General features: G+C 51.6%; 24 protein-coding genes. 19 read left to right on the forward strand and 5 right to left on the reverse strand.

All coding sequences use genetic code 11. The annotated features are described in order from the left end of the window. Positions 1–49 precede the first annotated feature (49 nt). The 8 genes from rlmB (at position 50) to OGW16_RS04015 (ending at position 6686) form a co-directional block, all read left to right on the forward strand. Positions 50–781: a 23S rRNA (guanosine(2251)-2'-O)-methyltransferase RlmB gene (rlmB, locus tag OGW16_RS03980; protein ID WP_003830482.1), complete on the forward strand. Its 732-nt coding sequence runs from the start codon at positions 50–52 to the stop codon at positions 779–781. Between the two features lie 124 nt (positions 782–905). Further along, positions 906–1310 (forward strand): YjfI family protein, encoded by a 405-nt coding sequence (locus tag OGW16_RS03985; RefSeq protein WP_043018176.1) that lies wholly within the window; start codon positions 906–908, stop codon positions 1308–1310. Between the two features lie 15 nt (positions 1311–1325). Further along, a complete protein-coding gene (locus OGW16_RS03990) occupies positions 1326–2024 on the forward strand; it encodes a PspA/IM30 family protein (protein WP_087052275.1) in 699 nt (232 codons plus the stop codon). Between the two features lie 57 nt (positions 2025–2081). Then, a complete protein-coding gene (locus tag OGW16_RS03995; protein WP_043018178.1) occupies positions 2082–2741 on the forward strand; it encodes a YjfK family protein in 660 nt (219 codons plus the stop codon). Between the two features lie 19 nt (positions 2742–2760). Further along, positions 2761–3159 (forward strand): DUF350 domain-containing protein, encoded by a 399-nt coding sequence (locus tag OGW16_RS04000; RefSeq protein ID WP_200001413.1) that lies wholly within the window; start codon positions 2761–2763, stop codon positions 3157–3159. A gap of 9 nt (positions 3160–3168) precedes the next feature. Then, the gene (locus OGW16_RS04005) at positions 3169–3810 is read left to right on the forward strand and encodes a DUF1190 domain-containing protein (protein ID WP_043018179.1); all 642 of its coding nucleotides are present in this window, start codon (positions 3169–3171) and stop codon (positions 3808–3810) included. Positions 3811–3812: 2 nt separating this feature from the next. Continuing rightward, the gene (locus OGW16_RS04010) at positions 3813–4979 is read left to right on the forward strand and encodes a glutathionylspermidine synthase family protein (protein ID WP_043018180.1); all 1167 of its coding nucleotides are present in this window, start codon (positions 3813–3815) and stop codon (positions 4977–4979) included. An 84-nt stretch (positions 4980–5063) separates the two neighbouring features. After that, complete coding sequence (locus OGW16_RS04015) at positions 5064–6686, forward strand: isovaleryl-CoA dehydrogenase (protein WP_047406714.1); 1623 nt, start codon at positions 5064–5066, stop codon at positions 6684–6686. Positions 6687–6771: 85 nt separating this feature from the next. On the opposite strand, the gene yjfN is transcribed toward OGW16_RS04015, so the two are convergent. Together yjfN and bsmA are read right to left on the reverse strand one after the other, a co-directional pair. Then, complete coding sequence (gene yjfN, locus OGW16_RS04020) at positions 6772–7047, reverse strand: DUF1471 family protease activator YjfN (RefSeq protein ID WP_016151420.1); 276 nt, start codon at positions 7045–7047, stop codon at positions 6772–6774. A 147-nt stretch (positions 7048–7194) separates the two neighbouring features. Further along, a complete protein-coding gene (gene bsmA, locus OGW16_RS04025; RefSeq protein ID WP_003025640.1) occupies positions 7195–7524 on the reverse strand; it encodes a biofilm peroxide resistance protein BsmA in 330 nt (109 codons plus the stop codon). 181 nt (positions 7525–7705) lie between these two features. On the opposite strand from bsmA, the gene yjfP reads away from it, so the two are divergent. Next, entirely contained in the window at positions 7706–8455 is a 750-nt protein-coding gene (gene yjfP / locus OGW16_RS04030) for an esterase (RefSeq protein ID WP_080625821.1), read from the forward strand. On the opposite strand, the gene ulaR is transcribed toward yjfP, so the two are convergent. Continuing rightward, on the reverse strand, positions 8452–9207 hold the full coding sequence (ulaR, locus tag OGW16_RS04035; protein ID WP_003025646.1) for an HTH-type transcriptional regulator UlaR: 756 nt from the start codon (positions 9205–9207) through the stop codon (positions 8452–8454). The genes yjfP and ulaR overlap by 4 nt on opposite strands. 107 nt (positions 9208–9314) lie before the next feature. Next, complete coding sequence (ulaG, locus tag OGW16_RS04040) at positions 9315–10379, reverse strand: L-ascorbate 6-phosphate lactonase (protein ID WP_003025649.1); 1065 nt, start codon at positions 10377–10379, stop codon at positions 9315–9317. Positions 10380–10746: 367 nt separating this feature from the next. Between ulaG and ulaA the strand changes: the two genes are divergently transcribed. Genes ulaA through OGW16_RS04070 form a run of 6 tightly spaced genes read left to right on the forward strand, consistent with a single transcriptional unit; the run spans position 10747 to position 15157 of the window. Further along, positions 10747–12144 carry a PTS ascorbate transporter subunit IIC gene (gene ulaA / locus OGW16_RS04045; protein ID WP_043018184.1) on the forward strand — a complete coding sequence of 466 codons (1398 nt, stop codon included), beginning with the start codon at positions 10747–10749 and terminating at the stop codon, positions 12142–12144. Between the two features lie 15 nt (positions 12145–12159). Then, the gene (gene ulaB / locus OGW16_RS04050; RefSeq protein WP_003025655.1) at positions 12160–12465 is read left to right on the forward strand and encodes a PTS ascorbate transporter subunit IIB; all 306 of its coding nucleotides are present in this window, start codon (positions 12160–12162) and stop codon (positions 12463–12465) included. Between the two features lie 11 nt (positions 12466–12476). After that, positions 12477–12944 carry a PTS ascorbate transporter subunit IIA gene (gene ulaC, locus OGW16_RS04055; protein WP_006686330.1) on the forward strand — a complete coding sequence of 156 codons (468 nt, stop codon included), beginning with the start codon at positions 12477–12479 and terminating at the stop codon, positions 12942–12944. A 12-nt stretch (positions 12945–12956) separates the two neighbouring features. Then, the gene (ulaD, locus tag OGW16_RS04060) at positions 12957–13607 is read left to right on the forward strand and encodes a 3-keto-L-gulonate-6-phosphate decarboxylase UlaD (protein WP_003025660.1); all 651 of its coding nucleotides are present in this window, start codon (positions 12957–12959) and stop codon (positions 13605–13607) included. 9 nt (positions 13608–13616) lie between these two features. Next, positions 13617–14471 (forward strand): L-ribulose-5-phosphate 3-epimerase, encoded by an 855-nt coding sequence (locus OGW16_RS04065; protein ID WP_043018185.1) that lies wholly within the window; start codon positions 13617–13619, stop codon positions 14469–14471. Beyond that, the gene (locus tag OGW16_RS04070; RefSeq protein ID WP_043018186.1) at positions 14471–15157 is read left to right on the forward strand and encodes an L-ribulose-5-phosphate 4-epimerase; all 687 of its coding nucleotides are present in this window, start codon (positions 14471–14473) and stop codon (positions 15155–15157) included. Before OGW16_RS04065 ends, OGW16_RS04070 begins: the two co-directional genes overlap by 1 nt. 132 nt (positions 15158–15289) lie before the next feature. Here the strand turns inward: OGW16_RS04070 and yjfY are convergent, their stop codons facing one another. Then, a complete protein-coding gene (gene yjfY / locus OGW16_RS04075) occupies positions 15290–15565 on the reverse strand; it encodes a DUF1471 family protein YjfY (RefSeq protein WP_003025668.1) in 276 nt (91 codons plus the stop codon). A gap of 298 nt (positions 15566–15863) precedes the next feature. Between yjfY and OGW16_RS04080 the strand changes: the two genes are divergently transcribed. From OGW16_RS04080 to rpsR, 4 genes are all read left to right on the forward strand, one after another. Then, positions 15864–16628, forward strand: coding sequence for a TSUP family transporter (locus tag OGW16_RS04080; protein WP_043018187.1), 765 nt, complete (start codon positions 15864–15866; stop codon positions 16626–16628). Between the two features lie 158 nt (positions 16629–16786). Continuing rightward, positions 16787–17182 carry a 30S ribosomal protein S6 gene (gene rpsF / locus OGW16_RS04090; protein ID WP_003025672.1) on the forward strand — a complete coding sequence of 132 codons (396 nt, stop codon included), beginning with the start codon at positions 16787–16789 and terminating at the stop codon, positions 17180–17182. Positions 17183–17188: 6 nt separating this feature from the next. Continuing rightward, a complete protein-coding gene (priB, locus tag OGW16_RS04095) occupies positions 17189–17503 on the forward strand; it encodes a primosomal replication protein N (protein ID WP_003025674.1) in 315 nt (104 codons plus the stop codon). 4 nt (positions 17504–17507) lie between these two features. Then, positions 17508–17735: a 30S ribosomal protein S18 gene (gene rpsR / locus OGW16_RS04100; protein ID WP_000135199.1), complete on the forward strand. Its 228-nt coding sequence runs from the start codon at positions 17508–17510 to the stop codon at positions 17733–17735. The last annotated feature ends 10 nt before the right edge of the window (positions 17736–17745 follow it).

The following is a 17745-nucleotide window of genomic DNA, read 5'->3' on the forward strand; positions in this document are numbered from 1 at the left end:
GCAACTTCGCGTTGCCCGCGTTACGCATAAACTATTAACGAGTACATTCATGAGTGAAATGATTTACGGCATCCATGCGGTGCAGGCTCTGCTGGAACGTGCGCCTGAGCGCTTCCAGGACGTCTTTATTCTCAAAGGTCGTGAAGATAAACGCCTGCTGCCGCTGATCCACGCACTGGAAGCACAGGGTGTTGTCATTCAGTTGGCTAATCGCCAGTTCCTGGATGAGAAAAGCGAGGGTGCGGTACATCAGGGAATTATTGCTCGCGTGAAGCCGGGTCGTCAGTATCAGGAAAACGATCTGCCGGATCTGATTGCTACGCTCGATCAACCCTTCTTTTTGATCCTTGATGGCGTCACCGATCCACATAACCTGGGGGCGTGCCTGCGTAGCGCAGATGCTGCCGGCGTACATGCTGTTATCGTACCGAAGGATCGTTCTGCACAGTTGAATGCGACGGCGAAAAAAGTGGCCTGCGGCGCGGCAGAAAGCGTACCGCTGATCCGTGTGACCAACCTGGCGCGAACTATGCGTATGCTGCAGGAAGAGAATATTTGGATCGTCGGAACCGCAGGTGAAGCCGACCATACTCTCTACCAGAGCAAAATGACCGGGCGTCTGGCGCTGGTGATGGGCGCGGAGGGTGAAGGTATGCGCCGTCTGACCCGTGAACACTGTGACGAACTGATCAGCATCCCGATGGCAGGTAGCGTTTCGTCGCTGAACGTTTCGGTTGCAACGGGCATCTGCCTGTTTGAAGCAGTCCGCCAGCGCGGCTAAACTTATTTTTCAGACAAAGCCACTCGGATTCGGGTGGCTTTTTTTTATTTTAAACGAGTATGATAAAGGCTAGAAAATGATATTCATTTTATTTATTACTAATTAAATTATATATGGATAATATATGGCATGGACACCGCAGTTACTTGCTGAAGCACTACAAACTCGCCCTGAATTAAATATAGATATTGAATATGATGAGCAATCATTAATCGTTAAAATGAATGATTATGGCGATTTACCGCTCAATATTGTGTTTACTTCTCGCCAGATTATTATTGAAACAGTTATTTGTCCTGTTAGTAGTATTCATCAGCAGGATGAATTTAATATTTTCTTATTACGTAATCAGAAACTCCTTCCACTCTCTTCCGTAGGGATTTCCCGCGTTCAGCAGGATGAATATTACGTCGCATTTGGGGCTCTTTCGCTTAATTCATCGTTGAATGATGTGCTGCTCGAGATGACGACGCTTGCGGATAACGCGTTGGATCTGGCTGAAATCACAGAAGAATACACTCACGAATAACAAGGAACGCTATTTATGGGAATTTTAAAAAGCCTGTTTACCCTCGGCAAGTCCGTACTTTCTCAGGCGGAAGAGTCAATTGAAGAAGCGCAGGGGGTCCGCATGCTGGAACAGCATATCCGTGATGCGAAAGGTGAGCTGGATAACGCTGGAAAATCACGAGTAGACCTGCTGGCGCGCGTGAAGCTGAGCCATGACAAGTTGAGCGATCTGCGTGAGCGTAAATCCAGTCTGGAAACACGAGTGCTGGAAGCGCTGAGTAAAAACGCTAACCCGTCACTGATCAACGAAGTTGCAGAGGAAATTGCCCGCCTCGAGAATGTCATTGCTGCAGAAGAGCAAGTACTCGCTAACCTTGAAGTGTCGCGGGATGGCGTTGAAAAAGCGGTGAGTGCAACCGCACAACGGATTGCACAGTTTGAACAGCAGCTTGAGGTGGTAAAGGCGACGGAAGCGATGCAGCGCGCCCAGCAGGCAGTGACCACCTCGACCGTCGGCGCGTCTTCCAGCGTGTCTACAGCCGCAGAGTCGCTCAAGCGTTTGCAAACGCGACAGGCAGAGCGTCAGGCCCGTCTGGATGCCGCTGCACAGCTGGAAAAGGTTGCGGATGGGCGTGACCTGGATGAGAAGCTGGCTGAAGCCGGCATTGGGGCGAGCAATAAAAGTTCGGCTCAGGATGTTCTGGCACGACTGCAGCGTCAACAAGGCGAGTAAACGTCGGCGAAATGCGTCAGCCTCGAAAGAAGGTTGGCTGGTCATAAAGGGAAAATGATGATGAGTTTTTTCCAGCGTTTATTTGGTAAAGCCGCTGCTGTTGCGCCGGCTCGCGGGCCGTTGGGGTTACATCTGAATGCCGGATTTACGCTTAACACGCTGGCATTTCGTCTGCTTGAAGAGTCTCTATTAATCGAATTACCCGGTGAGGAGTACACCGTTGCAGCCGCCAGCCACATTGATTTAGGCGGCGGAAGCCAGATTTTTCGCTACTACACGTCCGGAGAAGAGTTTCTGCAAATCAATACCACGGGCGGCTCAGACATTGATGATATCGATGATATCAAATTCTTTGTTTATGCGGAAAGTTACGGGATTTCGCAGAAAAAACACTGGCAGTCTGCCATTAGCCCTTCTGCAATAGGGACCCCGGCGCTGAGCTGGCAGGAAGAGCGTTGGCAGCGCTTTTTTAACGAGGAAGAACCCGGGAACATTGAGCCGGTTTATATGCTGGAAAAAGTAGAAAATCATCAGCATGCCACATGGGATGTACATAATTTTACCATGGGCTTTCAGCGACAGGTTACAGAGGATACATGGGAATACCTGCTGTTGAACGGCGAAGAGTCGTTTAATGAGCAGGGAGAGCCAGAGTGGGTATTCTCACGGGCGCTGGGTGTAGATATTCCATTAACATCACTTAATGTAATTGGTTAATTTCAGGGAAGGTTACACAATGCACATACTGGATTCATTACTGGCTTTTTGCGCCTATTTTTTTATTGGCGCGGCCATGGTGATCGTTTTTCTGTTTATCTACTCAAAAATCACCCCGCACAACGAATGGCAACTGATTAAAAATAATAATACGGCAGCGTCACTGGCCTTTAGCGGCACGTTGCTGGGCTACGTTATTCCATTATCCAGCGCGGCAATTAACGCCGTCAGCATCCCGGATTATTTCGCCTGGGGCGGTATCGCGCTGGTGATACAATTCGTCATTTACGGCGGTGTGCGTTTATACATGCCGGCACTGAGTGAAAAAATTATTAATCATAATACTGCAGCGGGATTATTTATGGGGACTGCTGCCCTGGCGGGGGGCATTTTTAACGCCGCCTGTATGACATGGTAATGGACGATCATGGCAAGAAAACGTAAATCTGGAAACAAAAACAGGGTGCCAGGGCATTCTGCCATCACGCGAATTGGACGCCCGGCGAACCCCTTTGCAAAAAAACGCAGCCGATACAGCGGAAAATACCTGACGCTGGCCATTATGGGCGGAGCGGCATTTTTTGTCCTCAAAGGATGTGCTGATGACGGCAATACCGATAACGATGGTGACGGTACTTTTTACTCGGCGGTGAGTGAATGCATTGACGATGGCAATAGCGCCACCGTTTGTGCCGATGGCTGGAACAATGCGAAAACAGAGTTCTACTCCAGCCTGCCAAAGCAAATGAACAAGCAGAGCTGTCAGACGCAGTTTGGCGACTGCTATCTCGATAGCACCGATCAAAGCTGGGTGCCGGTATTCACCGGTTTTTTACTCAGCCGCGTCATTCGTAAAGATCGCGACGAACAGTATGTTTACAGCAGCGGTGGTTCTTCCTATGTTTCGCGCCCGGTCTGGCGTACGACTTCCGGGGATTACAGCTGGCGTTCCGGTAGTGGAAAAAATGATACCGCAACCAGCCATAGCTATACGACGAAGAAAGTCTCGACGGTTTCACGCGGCGGCTACGGACGTTCGTCCAGCGCGCGTGGGCACTGGGGAGGTTAACGATGCTGCGACATGATGTCCCTGTTCGCCCCGATCTGGACAGGATCGCCTACGATCACGGCTTCGATTTTCATATTATCGATAACGAAATTTACTGGGATGAGAGTCGGGCATACCGCTTCACGCTCCGGCAAGTGGAAGAGCAGATCGAAAAACCTACTGCGGAACTGCACCAGATGTGTCTGGATGTCGTCGAACGGGCAGTTAACGACGAACTGATTATGCAGCAACTGGCGATCCCACCGCTGTACTGGGACGTTATTGCCGAAAGCTGGCGCCATCGCGATCCCTCCCTGTACGGCCGCATGGATTTTGTCTGGTGCGGAAATAACGCCCCGGTCAAGCTGCTGGAGTACAACGCGGATACGCCAACGTCGCTCTATGAGTCAGCCTATTTCCAGTGGTTATGGCTGGAAGATGCGCGTCGCAGTGGGGTGATACCACGCGACGCCGACCAGTACAACGCCATTCAGGAGCGGCTGATCTCCCGTTTTGCTGAGCTTTATAGTCCGGATCCCTTCTATTTCTGCTGCTGCGAAGATACCGATGAAGATCGTACCACGGTGTTGTATTTGCAGGACTGTGCGCAGCAGGCCGGGCAAGAATCACGGTTTATTTACGTGGAGGATCTGGGGCTTGGCATTGGCGGCGTTCTCACTGACCTTGACGATAACGTCATTCGTCGCGCCTTTAAGCTCTATCCTCTGGAGTGGATGATGCGAGATGAGAATGGCCCCTTGCTGCGCCATCGCCGCGAACAGTGGGTTGAGCCGTTGTGGAAGAGCGTACTCAGCAATAAAGGGTTGATGCCTTTACTGTGGCGATTTTTTCCTAACCATCCCAATCTGCTGCCCGCCTGGTTTGACGGTGAAACGCCACAAGTTGCGGCTGGGGAAAGCTATGTACGCAAACCGATATTTTCCCGCGAGGGGGGAAACGTCACCATTTTTGATGGTCAGCAGCAGATTGTGGAGCATGCTGAGGGTGACTACGCCGAAGAACCGATGATCTATCAGGCATTTCAGCCGTTACCGCGCTTTGGCGACAGCTACACGCTGATCGGCAGTTGGATCGTGGATGATGAAGCCTGTGGTATGGGGATCCGCGAGGATAATACCTTGATCACTAAAGATACTTCTCGTTTTATTCCTCACTATATTGCGGGCTAACCGTACTTTTGTGATCTTCCTCCGTCGCGAATAATGTGGTTCTGGCCATACTTAAGGCGACGGCCATTGACGGAGGGAGACACAATGCACTGGCAAACGCATACCGTTTTTAACCAACCTGTACCACTCAATAACAGCAACTTATATCTGTCCGACGGCGCGCTGTGCGAAGCGGTTATCCGTGAAGGCGCTGGATGGGATAGCGATCTTCTCGCCAGTATTGGTCAGCAGCTAGGGACTGCCGAGTCGCTCGAACTGGGCCGTCTGGCCAATGCTTTTCCACCTGAGCTGCTGCGCTACGACCCGCAGGGGCAGCGGCTGGATGATGTGCGTTTTCATCCTGCCTGGCATTTGCTGATGCAGGGATTATGCGCCAACCGCGTACATAATCTGGCCTGGGAAGAAGACGCGAGGCAGGGAACATTTGTTGCACGGGCGGCGCGTTTCATGCTGCATGCGCAGGTAGAAGCGGGTACGTTGTGTCCGGTTACTATGACCTTTGCCGCCACGCCGCTGTTACTTCAGATGTTGCCTGCAACCTTTAACGACTGGCTGACGCCGCTGCTTAGCGACCGCTATGACTCGCATTTACTGCCCGGTGGGCAAAAGCGTGGGCTGCTGATCGGCATGGGAATGACCGAGAAGCAGGGTGGGTCAGATGTGCTGAGCAATACCACCCAGGCAGAACGTCTTGCAGACGGCTCGTATCGGCTGGTGGGGCATAAGTGGTTTTTCTCCGTGCCGCAAAGCGATGCCCATTTGGTGCTGGCTCAGGCAAAGGGGGGATTATCCTGCTTTTTTGTACCGCGATTTTTACCTGATGGGCAACGTAATGCTATTCGTCTTGAGCGACTGAAAGATAAGTTAGGCAACCGCTCCAACGCCAGCTGCGAGGTTGAATTCCACGATGCGATTGGCTGGCTATTGGGTGACGAAGGGGAAGGTATACGCCATATCCTGAAAATGGGTGGGATGACGCGTTTTGACTGTGCGCTCGGCAGTCACGCCATGATGCGACGTGCTTTTTCCGTCGCGATTTATCATGCGCACCAGCGACAAGTTTTTGGCAAACCATTGATTGAACAGCCGATGATGCGTCAGGTATTAGGCCGGATGGCGCTCCAACTAGAAGGTCAGACGGCGCTACTGTTTCGACTGGCGAGGGCCTGGGACCGTCGCGCTGATACCAAAGAAGCGTTGTGGGCCAGATTGCTCACGCCAGCGGCGAAATTCTCCGTGTGCAAAAGCGGGATGCCGTTTGTTGCAGAGGCGATGGAAGTGCTGGGCGGGATTGGCTATTGCGAGGAGAGTGAGCTGCCGCGCCTGTATCGGGAGATGCCGGTAAACAGCATCTGGGAAGGCTCCGGCAACATTATGTGTCTCGATGTATTGCGGGTACTGACAAAACAACCCGGCATATACGATATGCTCAACGAAGCCTTTGCGGAGGTAAAAGGGCAAGACCGACATTACGATCGAATGGTACGTCAGCTACAGCAGCGTTTACGCAAACCCAGCGAGGAGATGGGACGGGAGATTACGCAACAGCTTTTCCTGCTCGGTTGCGGAGCGCAAATGTTGCGCTATGCCTCTCCGCCAGTGGCGCAGGCCTGGTGTCAAATAATGCTTGATACGCGTGGCGGACTACGATTGTCTGAACAGGTGCTAAGCGACTTGCTCCTGCGGGCAACGGGGGGATTACGGTAATAATATGCCTGATGGCGACGCTGGCGCGCCTTATCATGCCTACGTTCAATGTAGGCCGGATAAGTTTACGCCATCCGGCAATCTGTTAAGCATAGAGTATGGCCTGTACGCGCCAGTTGTCGGGCTGCTGGTCTTCGTACATCTGAATGATCCGATACCATGAGGCACCCTGTTCATCCGCTTTTAACGCGACTACTCGTTCTACATCCTGCGGATTTCCTGCAATGTTACTGACAGATATCAGGCCAATTTCGTTCAGGCCCGTAACGCAGTCAGCACTGGCGAACTCGGCAGACTGCGCCGTAGTACCTACCAGTCCGGCAGAAAGCAGCAGTGAGGATAAGGCAAGTGATTGTTTCATCGTCAGCTCCATTATTCGTACCCCTACACACGGCAGGGCATTCCATCGCGATAATAAACCTCAAGCTTCCTGCTGTTGGTTTATTGTGCACAGGTAAACGCATAGGGGCGCAAAGCAATGTAAAACTGACTAAATTTCAACCCAATGTTATTTACGATACAAAATAGCTTGTGAATACCATTGGCCTGTCACGATGGTTTCATCCACTAATAAAACCACGTAGTAATCAGCTTTAGCCGCGACAGCTTTGGCACGGATTTCTGCCAGCGCATCATCCGGAGAGCCTCTTACCAGTGCGCTAACCGTCCCTAATCGCTGTAACCCATTACTCTGGTCACGGCGGATCTCCTGCGGGTGGTCGGCAACGGGCGGTGCAGGTTGCGGCGTTCCCTGTAGCACGCTACAGGCGCTTAAAAACATCACCAGTAATAAAGAGGCAAACCGACGCATAACTCTATCTCGTTTCCTGATAGCCATAGTGTAGTGCCTTATCAATTTCCCTTTAGGGGAATGTTCCCGAATTGTTATCTCTCACGCGATTTTCGAATGAAAATGTTGCGAAAGCGTAACCCAGTTCTCAACATTATGAATCATTGCCGAACACATTCGCTTGCGTTAAGTATTGCTGCATGGCATACCAGAAAGAAAGAGGCGACAAATGATCGAAATTGAAACACGACAGTTGGCGGGTATCCCTGTCCTGCACGCCGTTCCGGCTGGCAAACGCGAATGTTCACTCCCTTGTATTATTTTCTATCACGGGTTTACCTCTTCAAGCCTGGTCTACAGCTATTTTGCCGTTGCTCTGGCTCAGGCTGGATTCCGCGTCGTTATGCCTGATGCGCCCGACCATGGTACGCGCTTCACGAGTGACGCCCAGGGGAGAATGTACCGCTTCTGGCATATTTTGCAGCAAAATATGCAGGAGTTTACGACGTTACGTGCGGCGCTGGTGGCAGAAAATTGGCTATCAGATGAACGACTTGCCGTCGGAGGGGCATCGATGGGAGGAATGACGGCATTGGGCGTTATGGCCCGCCATCCCGAGGTTAAATGTGTAGCTAGCCTGATGGGGTCGGGCTATTTTACCCATCTTGCGCAGACGCTTTTTCCGCCTTTACGGGTTCAGACACCAGAGCAGCAGGCGGAGTTCGATGCCGTCATCGCACCGCTCGCCGAATGGGACGTTACGCATCAACTGCAGCGCCTGGCCGACAGGCCGTTACTACTGTGGCATGGACAGGATGATGATGTGGTGCCGGCCGTTGAAACCTTCCGTTTACAGCAGGCGCTGATTCAGGCAGGGCTGGACAGCAATCTAACCTGCCTGTGGGAAGCGGGCGTGCGCCACCGCATCACGCCAGAAGCGCTGGCTGCGACGGTAACGTTTTTCCGCCAGCACCTTTAAACGCGCATAATGCTTACGCCCTGAGCTTCAAGCTGTTGCAGAATCTCAGGGTTTGCGTTTTTACCGGTAATGAGCATATCGATTTGATCGGCGCGACTGAACAGCATCCCCGCGCGTTCTCCGACTTTGCTGCTATCGACCAGCACCACCAGTTTACCCACCACGTTAAGCATCTTTTGCTCGGCCATCGCGGTCAGCATATCGGTTTTATACAGTCCGTCCGCGGTTAACCCTTTGCCGCTGGTAAACATCCAGTGTCCGGCGTACAGGCTATTTTCACTGCCCTGCGGGCTGAGTGTGATGGACTGACTTTTGTTATATTGCCCTCCCATGATGATCACGCTGTCATGCTCCTGGTCGATCAGATAGTTTGCCAGCGGCAGATAATTGGTGATGATCTGCACCGGCTTGCCGCACATTTCGCGACCCAGCAGAAAGGCGGTCGATCCGCAGTTGATCACCACGCTTTCACCTGCATTCACAAGCTGGGAGGCCGCCTTGGCAATACGAACTTTTTCATCGTGGTTCTGTGCCTGGTGCAGATTCATTGGCGTCCAGCGCGGACGCTGTTGGGTAATGGCTTCTGCGCCGTTGCGGACTTTCTTGAGTTTGCCGCTTTCGTCGAGCTTGTTGATGTCCCGGCGCGCTGTGGCGGGTGAAATCCCCAGGCGCTCAATTACGTTCTCAACGGTAACAAAGCCCAACTGCGCCAGCATATCCAGCAATATTTGATGTCTTTGTGCTTCAGTCATGAGCTATTCCGATACAAATTGATTTGAAAAGATGATATTTGAAATAGCCTGGAAATACTAAAGTAAATGGGAAAAAAATGCCGGGATGGCCCGGCATTTTGTGAGGATCACAAGAAGGATTTAAACGGTAAATCCGGTTCAATCGTGAAGCAGTCATCAAAGCCGCGCGGATAGTGATATTCAAAGTTATCTTTGTCCAGCGGCCAGGTGAACTTGCCGCCTACCTGCCAGATAAACGGCTTAAAGCCATACTTCAGCCGATCTTTTTTCATCTCCCACAGTACACGGATCTCCTGAGGGTCGGCCTGGAAGTTTGACCAGATGTCATGATGGAAAGGGATCACCACTTTTGTATTCAGCGCTTCCGCCATTCGCAGCATGTCGGAGCTGGTCATTTTGTCCGTAATCCCACGCGGGTTCTCACCGTACGAGCCGAGCGCGACGTCGATCTGGTGCTCGTTGCCATGTTTTGCATAGTAGTTGGAATAGTGCGAGTCTCCGCTGTGGTACAGCGTACCGCCCGGCGTTTTGAACAGGTAGTTTACCGCGCGAGCATCCATACCATCCGGCAGCACGCCAGCCGCTTTTTGATCGGCTGGGAGCGTAATCAATGCCGTACGATCAAACGCGTCAAGCGCATGAATTTCAATATCTTTCACTTTCACTACATCGCCTGGTTTTACCACGATACAGCGTTCTTTCGGCACACCCCAACCGATCCATAGATCCACACAGGTTTGCGGCCCGATAAATGGCACGTCATCGGCGCAGTTCTGCATGACGGCGGCTGCGACATTGACGTCGATGTGATCGTTATGATCGTGTGTCGCCAACACCGCATCGATCTGTCGAATTGCAAACGGATCAAGAACAAACGGCGTGGTGCGCAGGTTAGGCTGCAGTTTCTTCACCCCCGCCATACGTTGCATCTGGTGACCGGTTTTCATCAGCGGGTTACCGTGACTTTGTTTACCCGTTCCGCACCAGAAATCGACGCAGACGTTAGTCCCACCTTCCGACTTCAGCCAGATTCCGGTACAGCCAAGCCACCACATAGCGAAAGTGCCAGGTGCGACCTGTTCTTGTTCGATCTCTTCATTCAGCCAGCTTCCCCACTCCGGGAATGTGCTCAGGATCCATGATTCACGCGTGATGCTTTTTACTTTACTCATCGCAATTACCTTCATGTTTGTTCAAGTTGAATCAAATTGTGATTTGTTTTGATTGATACTGACATCATTTTATCAAGAAGGCAATGCGCTGATTTTTGGTGTTGAATAGAAAAGTGTGAACAAATTACAGCGTGGCAAGATGGTTTACATGAAATGTATTTTTGTATTTTATTGTTTTAAAGGGGTTTATTTTGAAGTTGAAGAATTCGAAGGAAATCCACGCTGCAAGTAAGAGAATTATTTGCGTACTGCATCACATTTAATCAAATTCAATCTTGTTGTGATTACTTTTGAAAACTAGAGTGAGAGCACAACATCCTGGGCATCTGTAATGAATGTTCAGCAACTTCGTCTACTGGAGATCGTTATGGAGATCCTCTACAACATCTTTACCGTCTTTTTTAATCAGGTTATGACCAACGCACCGTTGCTGTTGGGTATTGTGACCTGTCTTGGTTATATCCTGCTGCGTAAAAGCGTCAGCGTTATTATTAAAGGCACGATCAAAACGATTATCGGTTTTATGTTGCTGCAGGCGGGATCGGGCATTCTGACCAGCACGTTTAAACCGGTGGTGGCGAAGATGTCTGAGGTTTACGGTATCAATGGTGCGATCTCTGATACCTATGCCTCCATGATGGCAACCATCGAACGCATGGGGGATGCCTACAGTTGGGTAGGGTACGCCGTACTGTTGGCGCTGGCGCTGAACATTTGTTACGTACTGCTACGGCGTATTACCGGCATTCGCACCATCATGCTGACCGGGCACATTATGTTCCAGCAGGCTGGCCTGATTGCCGTCTCTCTCTACATCTTTGGTTATCCAATGTGGACCACGATCATCTGCACTGCGGTGCTGGTGTCGCTCTACTGGGGCATTACGTCCAATATGATGTACAAGCCGACACAGGAAGTGACTGACGGCTGCGGTTTTTCCATCGGTCACCAGCAGCAGTTCGCCTCCTGGATTGCTTACAAAGTCGCGCCGTATCTGGGTAAGAAAGAGGAGAGCGTGGAAGATCTCAAGCTGCCTGGCTGGCTGAATATCTTCCATGACAACATCGTTTCAACCGCAATTGTTATGACTATCTTTTTCGGCGCGATCCTGCTCTCTTTCGGCATTGATGTGGTTCAGGCAATGGCGGGTAAAACCCACTGGACGGTCTATATCCTGCAGACCGGTTTCTCCTTCGCCGTCGCTATCTTCATCATCACCCAGGGCGTACGTATGTTCGTCGCTGAACTTTCAGAAGCGTTCAACGGTATCTCTCAACGTCTGATTCCCGGTGCGGTACTGGCTATCGACTGCGCGGCGATTTATAGCTTTGCTCCCAATGCGGTGGTCTGGGGCTTTATGTGGGGGACCATCGGCCAACTGATTGCGGTGGGCATCCTGGTGGGCTGCGGCTCTTCCATCCTGATTATCCCAGGCTTTATTCCGATGTTCTTCTCGAACGCCACTATCGGCGTGTTTGCTAACCACTTTGGCGGCTGGCGCGCGGCGCTCAAGATTTGTCTGGTGATGGGGATGATTGAAATCTTCGGCTGCGTCTGGGCGGTGAAACTTACCGGTATGAGCGCCTGGATGGGGATGGCGGATTGGTCAATTCTGGCGCCGCCGATGATGCAGGGCTTTGCCTCCATCGGCATCGTGTTTATGGCCGTCATTATTCTGATTGCACTGGCTTATATGTTTTTCGCAGGACGCACGTTGCGCGCTGAGGAAGACGCAGAAAAACAACTGGCAGAACACTCTGCTTAATAAGGAGTTCCGATTATGACCGTACGTATTCTGGCTGTGTGTGGCAATGGGCAGGGCAGTTCCATGATCATGAAGATGAAGGTGGATCAGTTTTTAACCCAGTCAAATATTGACCATACGGTGAACAGCTGCGCAGTAGGTGAATACAAAAGTGAGCTGAGCGGCGCGGATATCATCATCGCTTCTACCCATATCGCCGGTGAGATTACGGTATCTGGCAATAAATATGTTGTTGGCGTACGCAACATGCTGTCCCCTGCCGATTTTGGACCAAAACTGCTGGAAGTGATCAAGGCGCATTTCCCACAGGATGTGAAGTAAGGAGGCGGCATATGAAATTACGTGATTCGCTGGCAGACAATAATTCCATCCTTTTGCAAGCCGAAGCCAGTACCTGGCAGGAAGCTGTAAAGCTGGGCGTGGATCTGCTGGTTAAGGCTGATGTGGTTGAGCCACGCTACTACCAGGCCATCCTCGATGGCGTCGAACAGTTTGGCCCGTACTTTGTCATTGCGCCCGGCCTGGCGATGCCGCACGGCCGTCCGGAGGAAGGGGTCAAGAAAACCGGTTTTGCGCTGGTGACGCTGAAAACACCGCTGGTGTTTAACCACGAAGATAACGACCCGGTCGACATTCTGATAACGATGGCGGCAGTAGATGCTAACACGCACCAGGAAGTGGGCATCATGCAGATCGTGAATCTCTTTGACGACGAAGCCAATTTCGACCGTTTACGCGCCTGCCGCACCGCGCAGGAAGTGCTGGATTTAATTGATAACGCCACTGCGGCGGCTGTTTAAAAGGATACCAAAATGTCATTACCTATGTTGCAGGTTGCGCTGGATAACCAATCAATGTCTTCCGCATATGAAACAACGCGTCTGATTGCCGAAGAGGTCGATATCATTGAGGTGGGCACTATTCTTTGCGTGGCAGAAGGCGTACGCGCCGTACGCGATCTGAAGGCGCTTTACCCGCATAAAATTGTGCTGGCGGATGCGAAAATTGCCGATGCGGGCAAAATCCTCTCCCGCATGTGTTTTGAAGCCAACGCTGACTGGGTCACCGTCATCTGCTGTGCGGATATCAACACTACCAAGGGGGCGCTGGAGGTAGCGAAAGAATTTAACGGCGACGTGCAGATAGAACTGACCGGTTACTGGACCTGGGAGCAGGCGCAGGAGTGGCGTGACGCAGGGATTGGGCAAGTTGTATATCATCGCAGTCGTGATGCGCAGGCGGCGGGCGTGGCGTGGGGAGAAGCGGATATCAGCGCAATCAAACGCCTGTCCGAGATGGGCTTTAAAGTCACCGTCACCGGCGGTCTGGCGCTGGAAGATCTGCCGCTATTCCAGGGAATTCCGATTCACGTCTTTATTGCCGGCCGCAGTATTCGCGATGCCGCCTCTCCGGTGGAAGCGGCCCGTCAGTTCAAACGTTCTATCGCCCAGCTGTGGGGATAAGGAGCGACTATGTTGTCGAAACAGGTCCCGCTCGGTATTTATGAAAAAGCGCTCCCCGGCGGGGAGTGCTGGCTGGAACGCTTGCAACTGGCGAAGGAACTGGGCTTTGACTTTGTCGAAATGTCGGTTGATGAAACCGACGCTCGCCTGGCGCGTCTTGACTGGAACCGCGAGCAGCGTCTGGCGCTGGTGGCCGCTATCGCCGAGACAGGGATACGAGTACCGTCCATGTGCCTGAGCGCTCATCGTCGTTTCCCGCTGGGTAGTGAAGATGATGCGGTGCGCGAACAGGGGCTGGAGATCATGCGTAAAGCCATTCAGTTTGCGCAGGATATCGGTATTCGCGTTATTCAACTGGCGGGTTACGACGTCTATTACCAGCAGGCAAATAACGAAACGCGTCGTCGGTTTCGCGATGGGCTGAAAGAAAGTGTGGAGATGGCGAGTCGTGCGCAGGTGACGCTGGCGATGGAAATCATGGATTATCCACTGATGAACTCGATCAGCAAGGCGTTGGGGTACGCCCACTATCTCAACAATCCGTGGTTCCAATTGTATCCCGATATTGGCAATTTGTCGGCGTGGGATAACGACGTGCAGATGGAGCTGCAGGCGGGGATGGGTCATATCGTTGCCGTACACGTGAAGGATACTAAACCCGGCGTATTCAAAAATGTGCCGTTTGGTGAAGGGGTTGTCGATTTTGAACGTTGTTTCGAAACGCTCAAACAGAGTGGTTATTGCGGACCGTATCTGATTGAGATGTGGAGTGAAACGTCGGACGACCCGGCACGTGAAGTGGCGAAGGCGCGCGACTGGGTGAAAGCGCGGATGGCCAGCGCGGGTCTGGTGGAGGCGGTGTAATGCAAAAACGTAAACAGCAGGTGTTCGAGGCCAACATGGATCTACCGCGCTATGGGCTGGTGACGTTTACCTGGGGTAACGTTAGCGCCATCGACCGCGAACGCGGGTTGGTGGTGATTAAGCCCAGCGGCGTCGACTACCAAACAATGACAGTGGATGACATGGTGGTTGTGGATCTGCACGGCAACGTGGTGGAAGGACGCTATCGTCCTTCTTCCGATACCGCCACCCATCTGGCGCTGTATCGCCGCTATTCATCGCTCGGCGGCGTGGTGCACACCCACTCAACCCACGCGACGGCATGGGCGCAGGCGGGTCTGGCAATACCTGCGCTTGGTACGACGCATGCGGATTACTTCTTTGGCGATATTCCCTGTACCCGGGCTTTAACTGAAGCTGAAGTTCAGGATGAATATGAGCTGAATACCGGCAGGGTGATTGTTGAAACGCTGGGGGAGGTGGAACCTTTACATACGCCTGGCGTAGTCGTGTACCAGCATGGTCCGTTTGCCTGGGGCAAAGATGCTCACGACGCGGTACATAACGCCGTGGTGATGGAGGAGGTGGCAAAAATGGCATGGATCGCGCGTGGCATTAATCCGGCTCTCAGCCCCATTGACGGTTATCTGATGAATAAGCACTTCATGCGTAAGCACGGTCCAAACGCCTATTACGGACAGAAGTAAGGGCTAAGTCCTGGAGCCAAACTATTCAGGGGATGTTATCGATCTGGCTTCGGGACTTTTTTGCAAAAAAAGCCCCCGGTGAAGGGGGCAAATCAAACTGTGGCAATGTTCTCGTTGGTTATTTGCGGGTAGCTAGCGATAAATATCTGCACTGGCGTGCATATTTCCGTTACTACCGGGTTCCCTGGTGAGGATCACATGGTAGTAGGTTGCGCCTTGCGCATCTGTCTCTTCATTCAGGGCCTGAGTGGCTTCACTTTCAGTGGCGAAGTTATGATTTATGTAAATGACGCCTAAGCTCTGCACATCATCCATATTCCTGGCCTGATGATTGTCAATTTTGATGGCTGCCGTTGCATTTGCACTGAGCAAAAGCACAGCCAGAAGGGTCAAAACACGGGCTCGCATATGTACCTCCTCGACTGCGGTCTCTGGTTGCCTCTCTCCTGTGAGTGATTAGCTTCTGATGTAATTTTAACCGCTACTGGCGTAGTCGATAGCGACCATTTCTGATGCAGTTGTTCAAAAAATTACCGCATAGCCATCTTTTCTTTAATTAACAGTCTGCTGGTGTTTACCGCTGCGGTGAAAAATACCTGTCTTTCGCGCATAAGCTCTTACCAAATAGTCAATTTAATCGGCTGAGTACGCCGTTTATAGTGAGCTGGATAATTAATATAACTTTATGATAATAAGGCAAAAAGTTATGGATACTTCATTCATGGATTTCAGCTACTTTGTGATTATGTTCATGGTCGCGCTGGTGGCAGGCTTTATTAACGTGGTGTCAGGCGGCGGCGGTTTTCTCTCTATTGGCGCACTATTAATTTCTGGTTTACCCCCGGCTAATGCGCTGGCAACCAATAAAATTCAGGCGTTGGGCAGCTCGCTGACCTCCGGAATTTACTTTTTACGCCGGGGACATATCAACGTGCAGGAGCACAAGTATGTGTTTTTATCTGCCTTTATCGGTTCGGCGCTGGGAACGACGCTTATCCAGTTTATTGAACCGGAACTGCTGAAGAAACTGCTGCCAATCCTGATTATCGCGGTCGCCATCTACTTTATTTTTGCGCCAAATCTTAGCGAACCGAAAAGAAAGCGGCAGGTATCCCTGTTTCTCTTCTCATTGATCGGCGGGGGATGTATTGGTTTTTATGACGGCTTTCTCGGTGCCGGGGCTGGCTCCTTTTATACGCTCAGCTATATCCTGCTATGGGGATACAGTATCGATAAGGCGCAAATCCACTCGAATTTTATTAACCTGGCGTCGAACATCGCTTCGATTTTGTTTTTCATTTTCGGCGGTAAAATGATCTGGTCACTGGGGCTGGTGATGTTTGCCGGGCAGTCCCTCGGCGCACGTCTTGGCGCGACGGTCGTACTGACGCGCGGCAAGAAAGTTATCCGGCCGATGATTGTCATTGTCTCCATTTGCATCAGCATCAAAATGCTGCTGGATATGTATTAATGGCGGCATGGCAAATAATCGTACAATCACCTTGAGTTTACCTGCTGACCCCAGTATTATGACGCGTCATTTTTCAGCCGACCTTTAACACGTTCCTTGCCTCCATGGGCCTCGGCTGACCCAGACAGGAGGCTGAATAATCCGTAAGGAGCAATTCGATGCGTCATTACGAAATCGTTTTTATGGTCCATCCTGACCAGAGCGAACAGGTTCCGGGTATGATCGAACGCTACACTGCTGCCATCACTGGTGCAGAAGGCACGATCCACCGTCTGGAAGACTGGGGCCGCCGTCAGCTGGCTTACCCGATCAACAAACTGCACAAAGCTCACTACGTTCTGATGAACGTTGAAGCGCCGCAGGAAGTGATCGATGAGCTGGAAACTACCTTCCGCTTCAACGATGCCGTTATCCGCAGCATGGTTATGCGTACTAAACACGCTGTTACCGAAGCATCTCCGATGGTTAAAGCGAAAGACGAACGCCGTGAGCGTCGCGATGATTTCGCAAACGAAACCGCAGATGATGCTGAAGCTGGGGATTCTGAAGAGTAATTTCTGATGACCAACCGTCTGGCGTTGTCCGGCACCGTGTGCAGGGCTCCCCTTCGAAAGGTCAGTCCATCAGGAATTCCTCATTGCCAGTTCGTGCTTGAGCATCGTTCTGTGCAGGAGGAAGCCGGATTTCACCGGCAGGCGTGGTGCCAAATGCCCGTTATTATTAGCGGACACGAAAACCAGGCCATTACTCACAGTATAACGGTCGGTAGCGCAGTGACCGTTCAGGGGTTCATCTCTTGCCACAAGGCAAAGAACGGCCTGAGCAAAATGGTTCTGCATGCCGAGCAGATTGAATTGATAGATTCTGGAGACTAGCCATATGGCACGTTATTTCCGTCGTCGCAAGTTCTGCCGTTTCACCGCGGAAGGCGTTCAAGAGATCGACTATAAAGATATCGCTACGCTGAAAAACTACATCACCGAAAGCGGTAAGATTGTCCCAAGCCGTATCACCGGTACCCGTGCAAAATACCAGCGTCAGCTGGCTCGCGCTATCAAACGCGCTCGCTACCTGTCCCTGCTGCCGTACACTGATCGTCATCAGTAATCGGTCACGG

The sequence above is a fragment of the Citrobacter sp. Ce104 genome, from assembly GCF_030334595.1.
Lineage (GTDB): Bacteria > Pseudomonadota > Gammaproteobacteria > Enterobacterales > Enterobacteriaceae > Citrobacter > Citrobacter europaeus.

Bases quoted from the DNA above. Each gene is read 5' to 3' on its own strand.
- rlmB (WP_003830482.1), top strand. From the start codon at position 50: ATGAGTGAAATGATTTACGGCATCCATGCGGTGCAGGCTCTGCTGGAA.
- OGW16_RS03985 (WP_043018176.1), top strand. From the start codon at position 906: ATGGCATGGACACCGCAGTTACTTGCTGAAGCACTACAAACTCGCCCT.
- OGW16_RS03990 (WP_087052275.1), top strand. From the start codon at position 1,326: ATGGGAATTTTAAAAAGCCTGTTTACCCTCGGCAAGTCCGTACTTTCT.
- OGW16_RS03995 (WP_043018178.1), top strand. From the start codon at position 2,082: ATGATGAGTTTTTTCCAGCGTTTATTTGGTAAAGCCGCTGCTGTTGCG.
- OGW16_RS04000 (WP_200001413.1), top strand. From the start codon at position 2,761: ATGCACATACTGGATTCATTACTGGCTTTTTGCGCCTATTTTTTTATT.
- OGW16_RS04005 (WP_043018179.1), top strand. From the start codon at position 3,169: ATGGCAAGAAAACGTAAATCTGGAAACAAAAACAGGGTGCCAGGGCAT.
- OGW16_RS04010 (WP_043018180.1), top strand. From the start codon at position 3,813: ATGCTGCGACATGATGTCCCTGTTCGCCCCGATCTGGACAGGATCGCC.
- OGW16_RS04015 (WP_047406714.1), top strand. From the start codon at position 5,064: ATGCACTGGCAAACGCATACCGTTTTTAACCAACCTGTACCACTCAAT.
- yjfN (WP_016151420.1), bottom strand. From the start codon at position 7,047: ATGAAACAATCACTTGCCTTATCCTCACTGCTGCTTTCTGCCGGACTG.
- bsmA (WP_003025640.1), bottom strand. From the start codon at position 7,524: ATGGCTATCAGGAAACGAGATAGAGTTATGCGTCGGTTTGCCTCTTTA.
- yjfP (WP_080625821.1), top strand. From the start codon at position 7,706: ATGATCGAAATTGAAACACGACAGTTGGCGGGTATCCCTGTCCTGCAC.
- ulaR (WP_003025646.1), bottom strand. From the start codon at position 9,207: ATGACTGAAGCACAAAGACATCAAATATTGCTGGATATGCTGGCGCAG.
- ulaG (WP_003025649.1), bottom strand. From the start codon at position 10,379: ATGAGTAAAGTAAAAAGCATCACGCGTGAATCATGGATCCTGAGCACA.
- ulaA (WP_043018184.1), top strand. From the start codon at position 10,747: ATGGAGATCCTCTACAACATCTTTACCGTCTTTTTTAATCAGGTTATG.
- ulaB (WP_003025655.1), top strand. From the start codon at position 12,160: ATGACCGTACGTATTCTGGCTGTGTGTGGCAATGGGCAGGGCAGTTCC.
- ulaC (WP_006686330.1), top strand. From the start codon at position 12,477: ATGAAATTACGTGATTCGCTGGCAGACAATAATTCCATCCTTTTGCAA.
- ulaD (WP_003025660.1), top strand. From the start codon at position 12,957: ATGTCATTACCTATGTTGCAGGTTGCGCTGGATAACCAATCAATGTCT.
- OGW16_RS04065 (WP_043018185.1), top strand. From the start codon at position 13,617: ATGTTGTCGAAACAGGTCCCGCTCGGTATTTATGAAAAAGCGCTCCCC.
- OGW16_RS04070 (WP_043018186.1), top strand. From the start codon at position 14,471: ATGCAAAAACGTAAACAGCAGGTGTTCGAGGCCAACATGGATCTACCG.
- yjfY (WP_003025668.1), bottom strand. From the start codon at position 15,565: ATGCGAGCCCGTGTTTTGACCCTTCTGGCTGTGCTTTTGCTCAGTGCA.
- OGW16_RS04080 (WP_043018187.1), top strand. From the start codon at position 15,864: ATGGATACTTCATTCATGGATTTCAGCTACTTTGTGATTATGTTCATG.
- rpsF (WP_003025672.1), top strand. From the start codon at position 16,787: ATGCGTCATTACGAAATCGTTTTTATGGTCCATCCTGACCAGAGCGAA.
- priB (WP_003025674.1), top strand. From the start codon at position 17,189: ATGACCAACCGTCTGGCGTTGTCCGGCACCGTGTGCAGGGCTCCCCTT.
- rpsR (WP_000135199.1), top strand. From the start codon at position 17,508: ATGGCACGTTATTTCCGTCGTCGCAAGTTCTGCCGTTTCACCGCGGAA.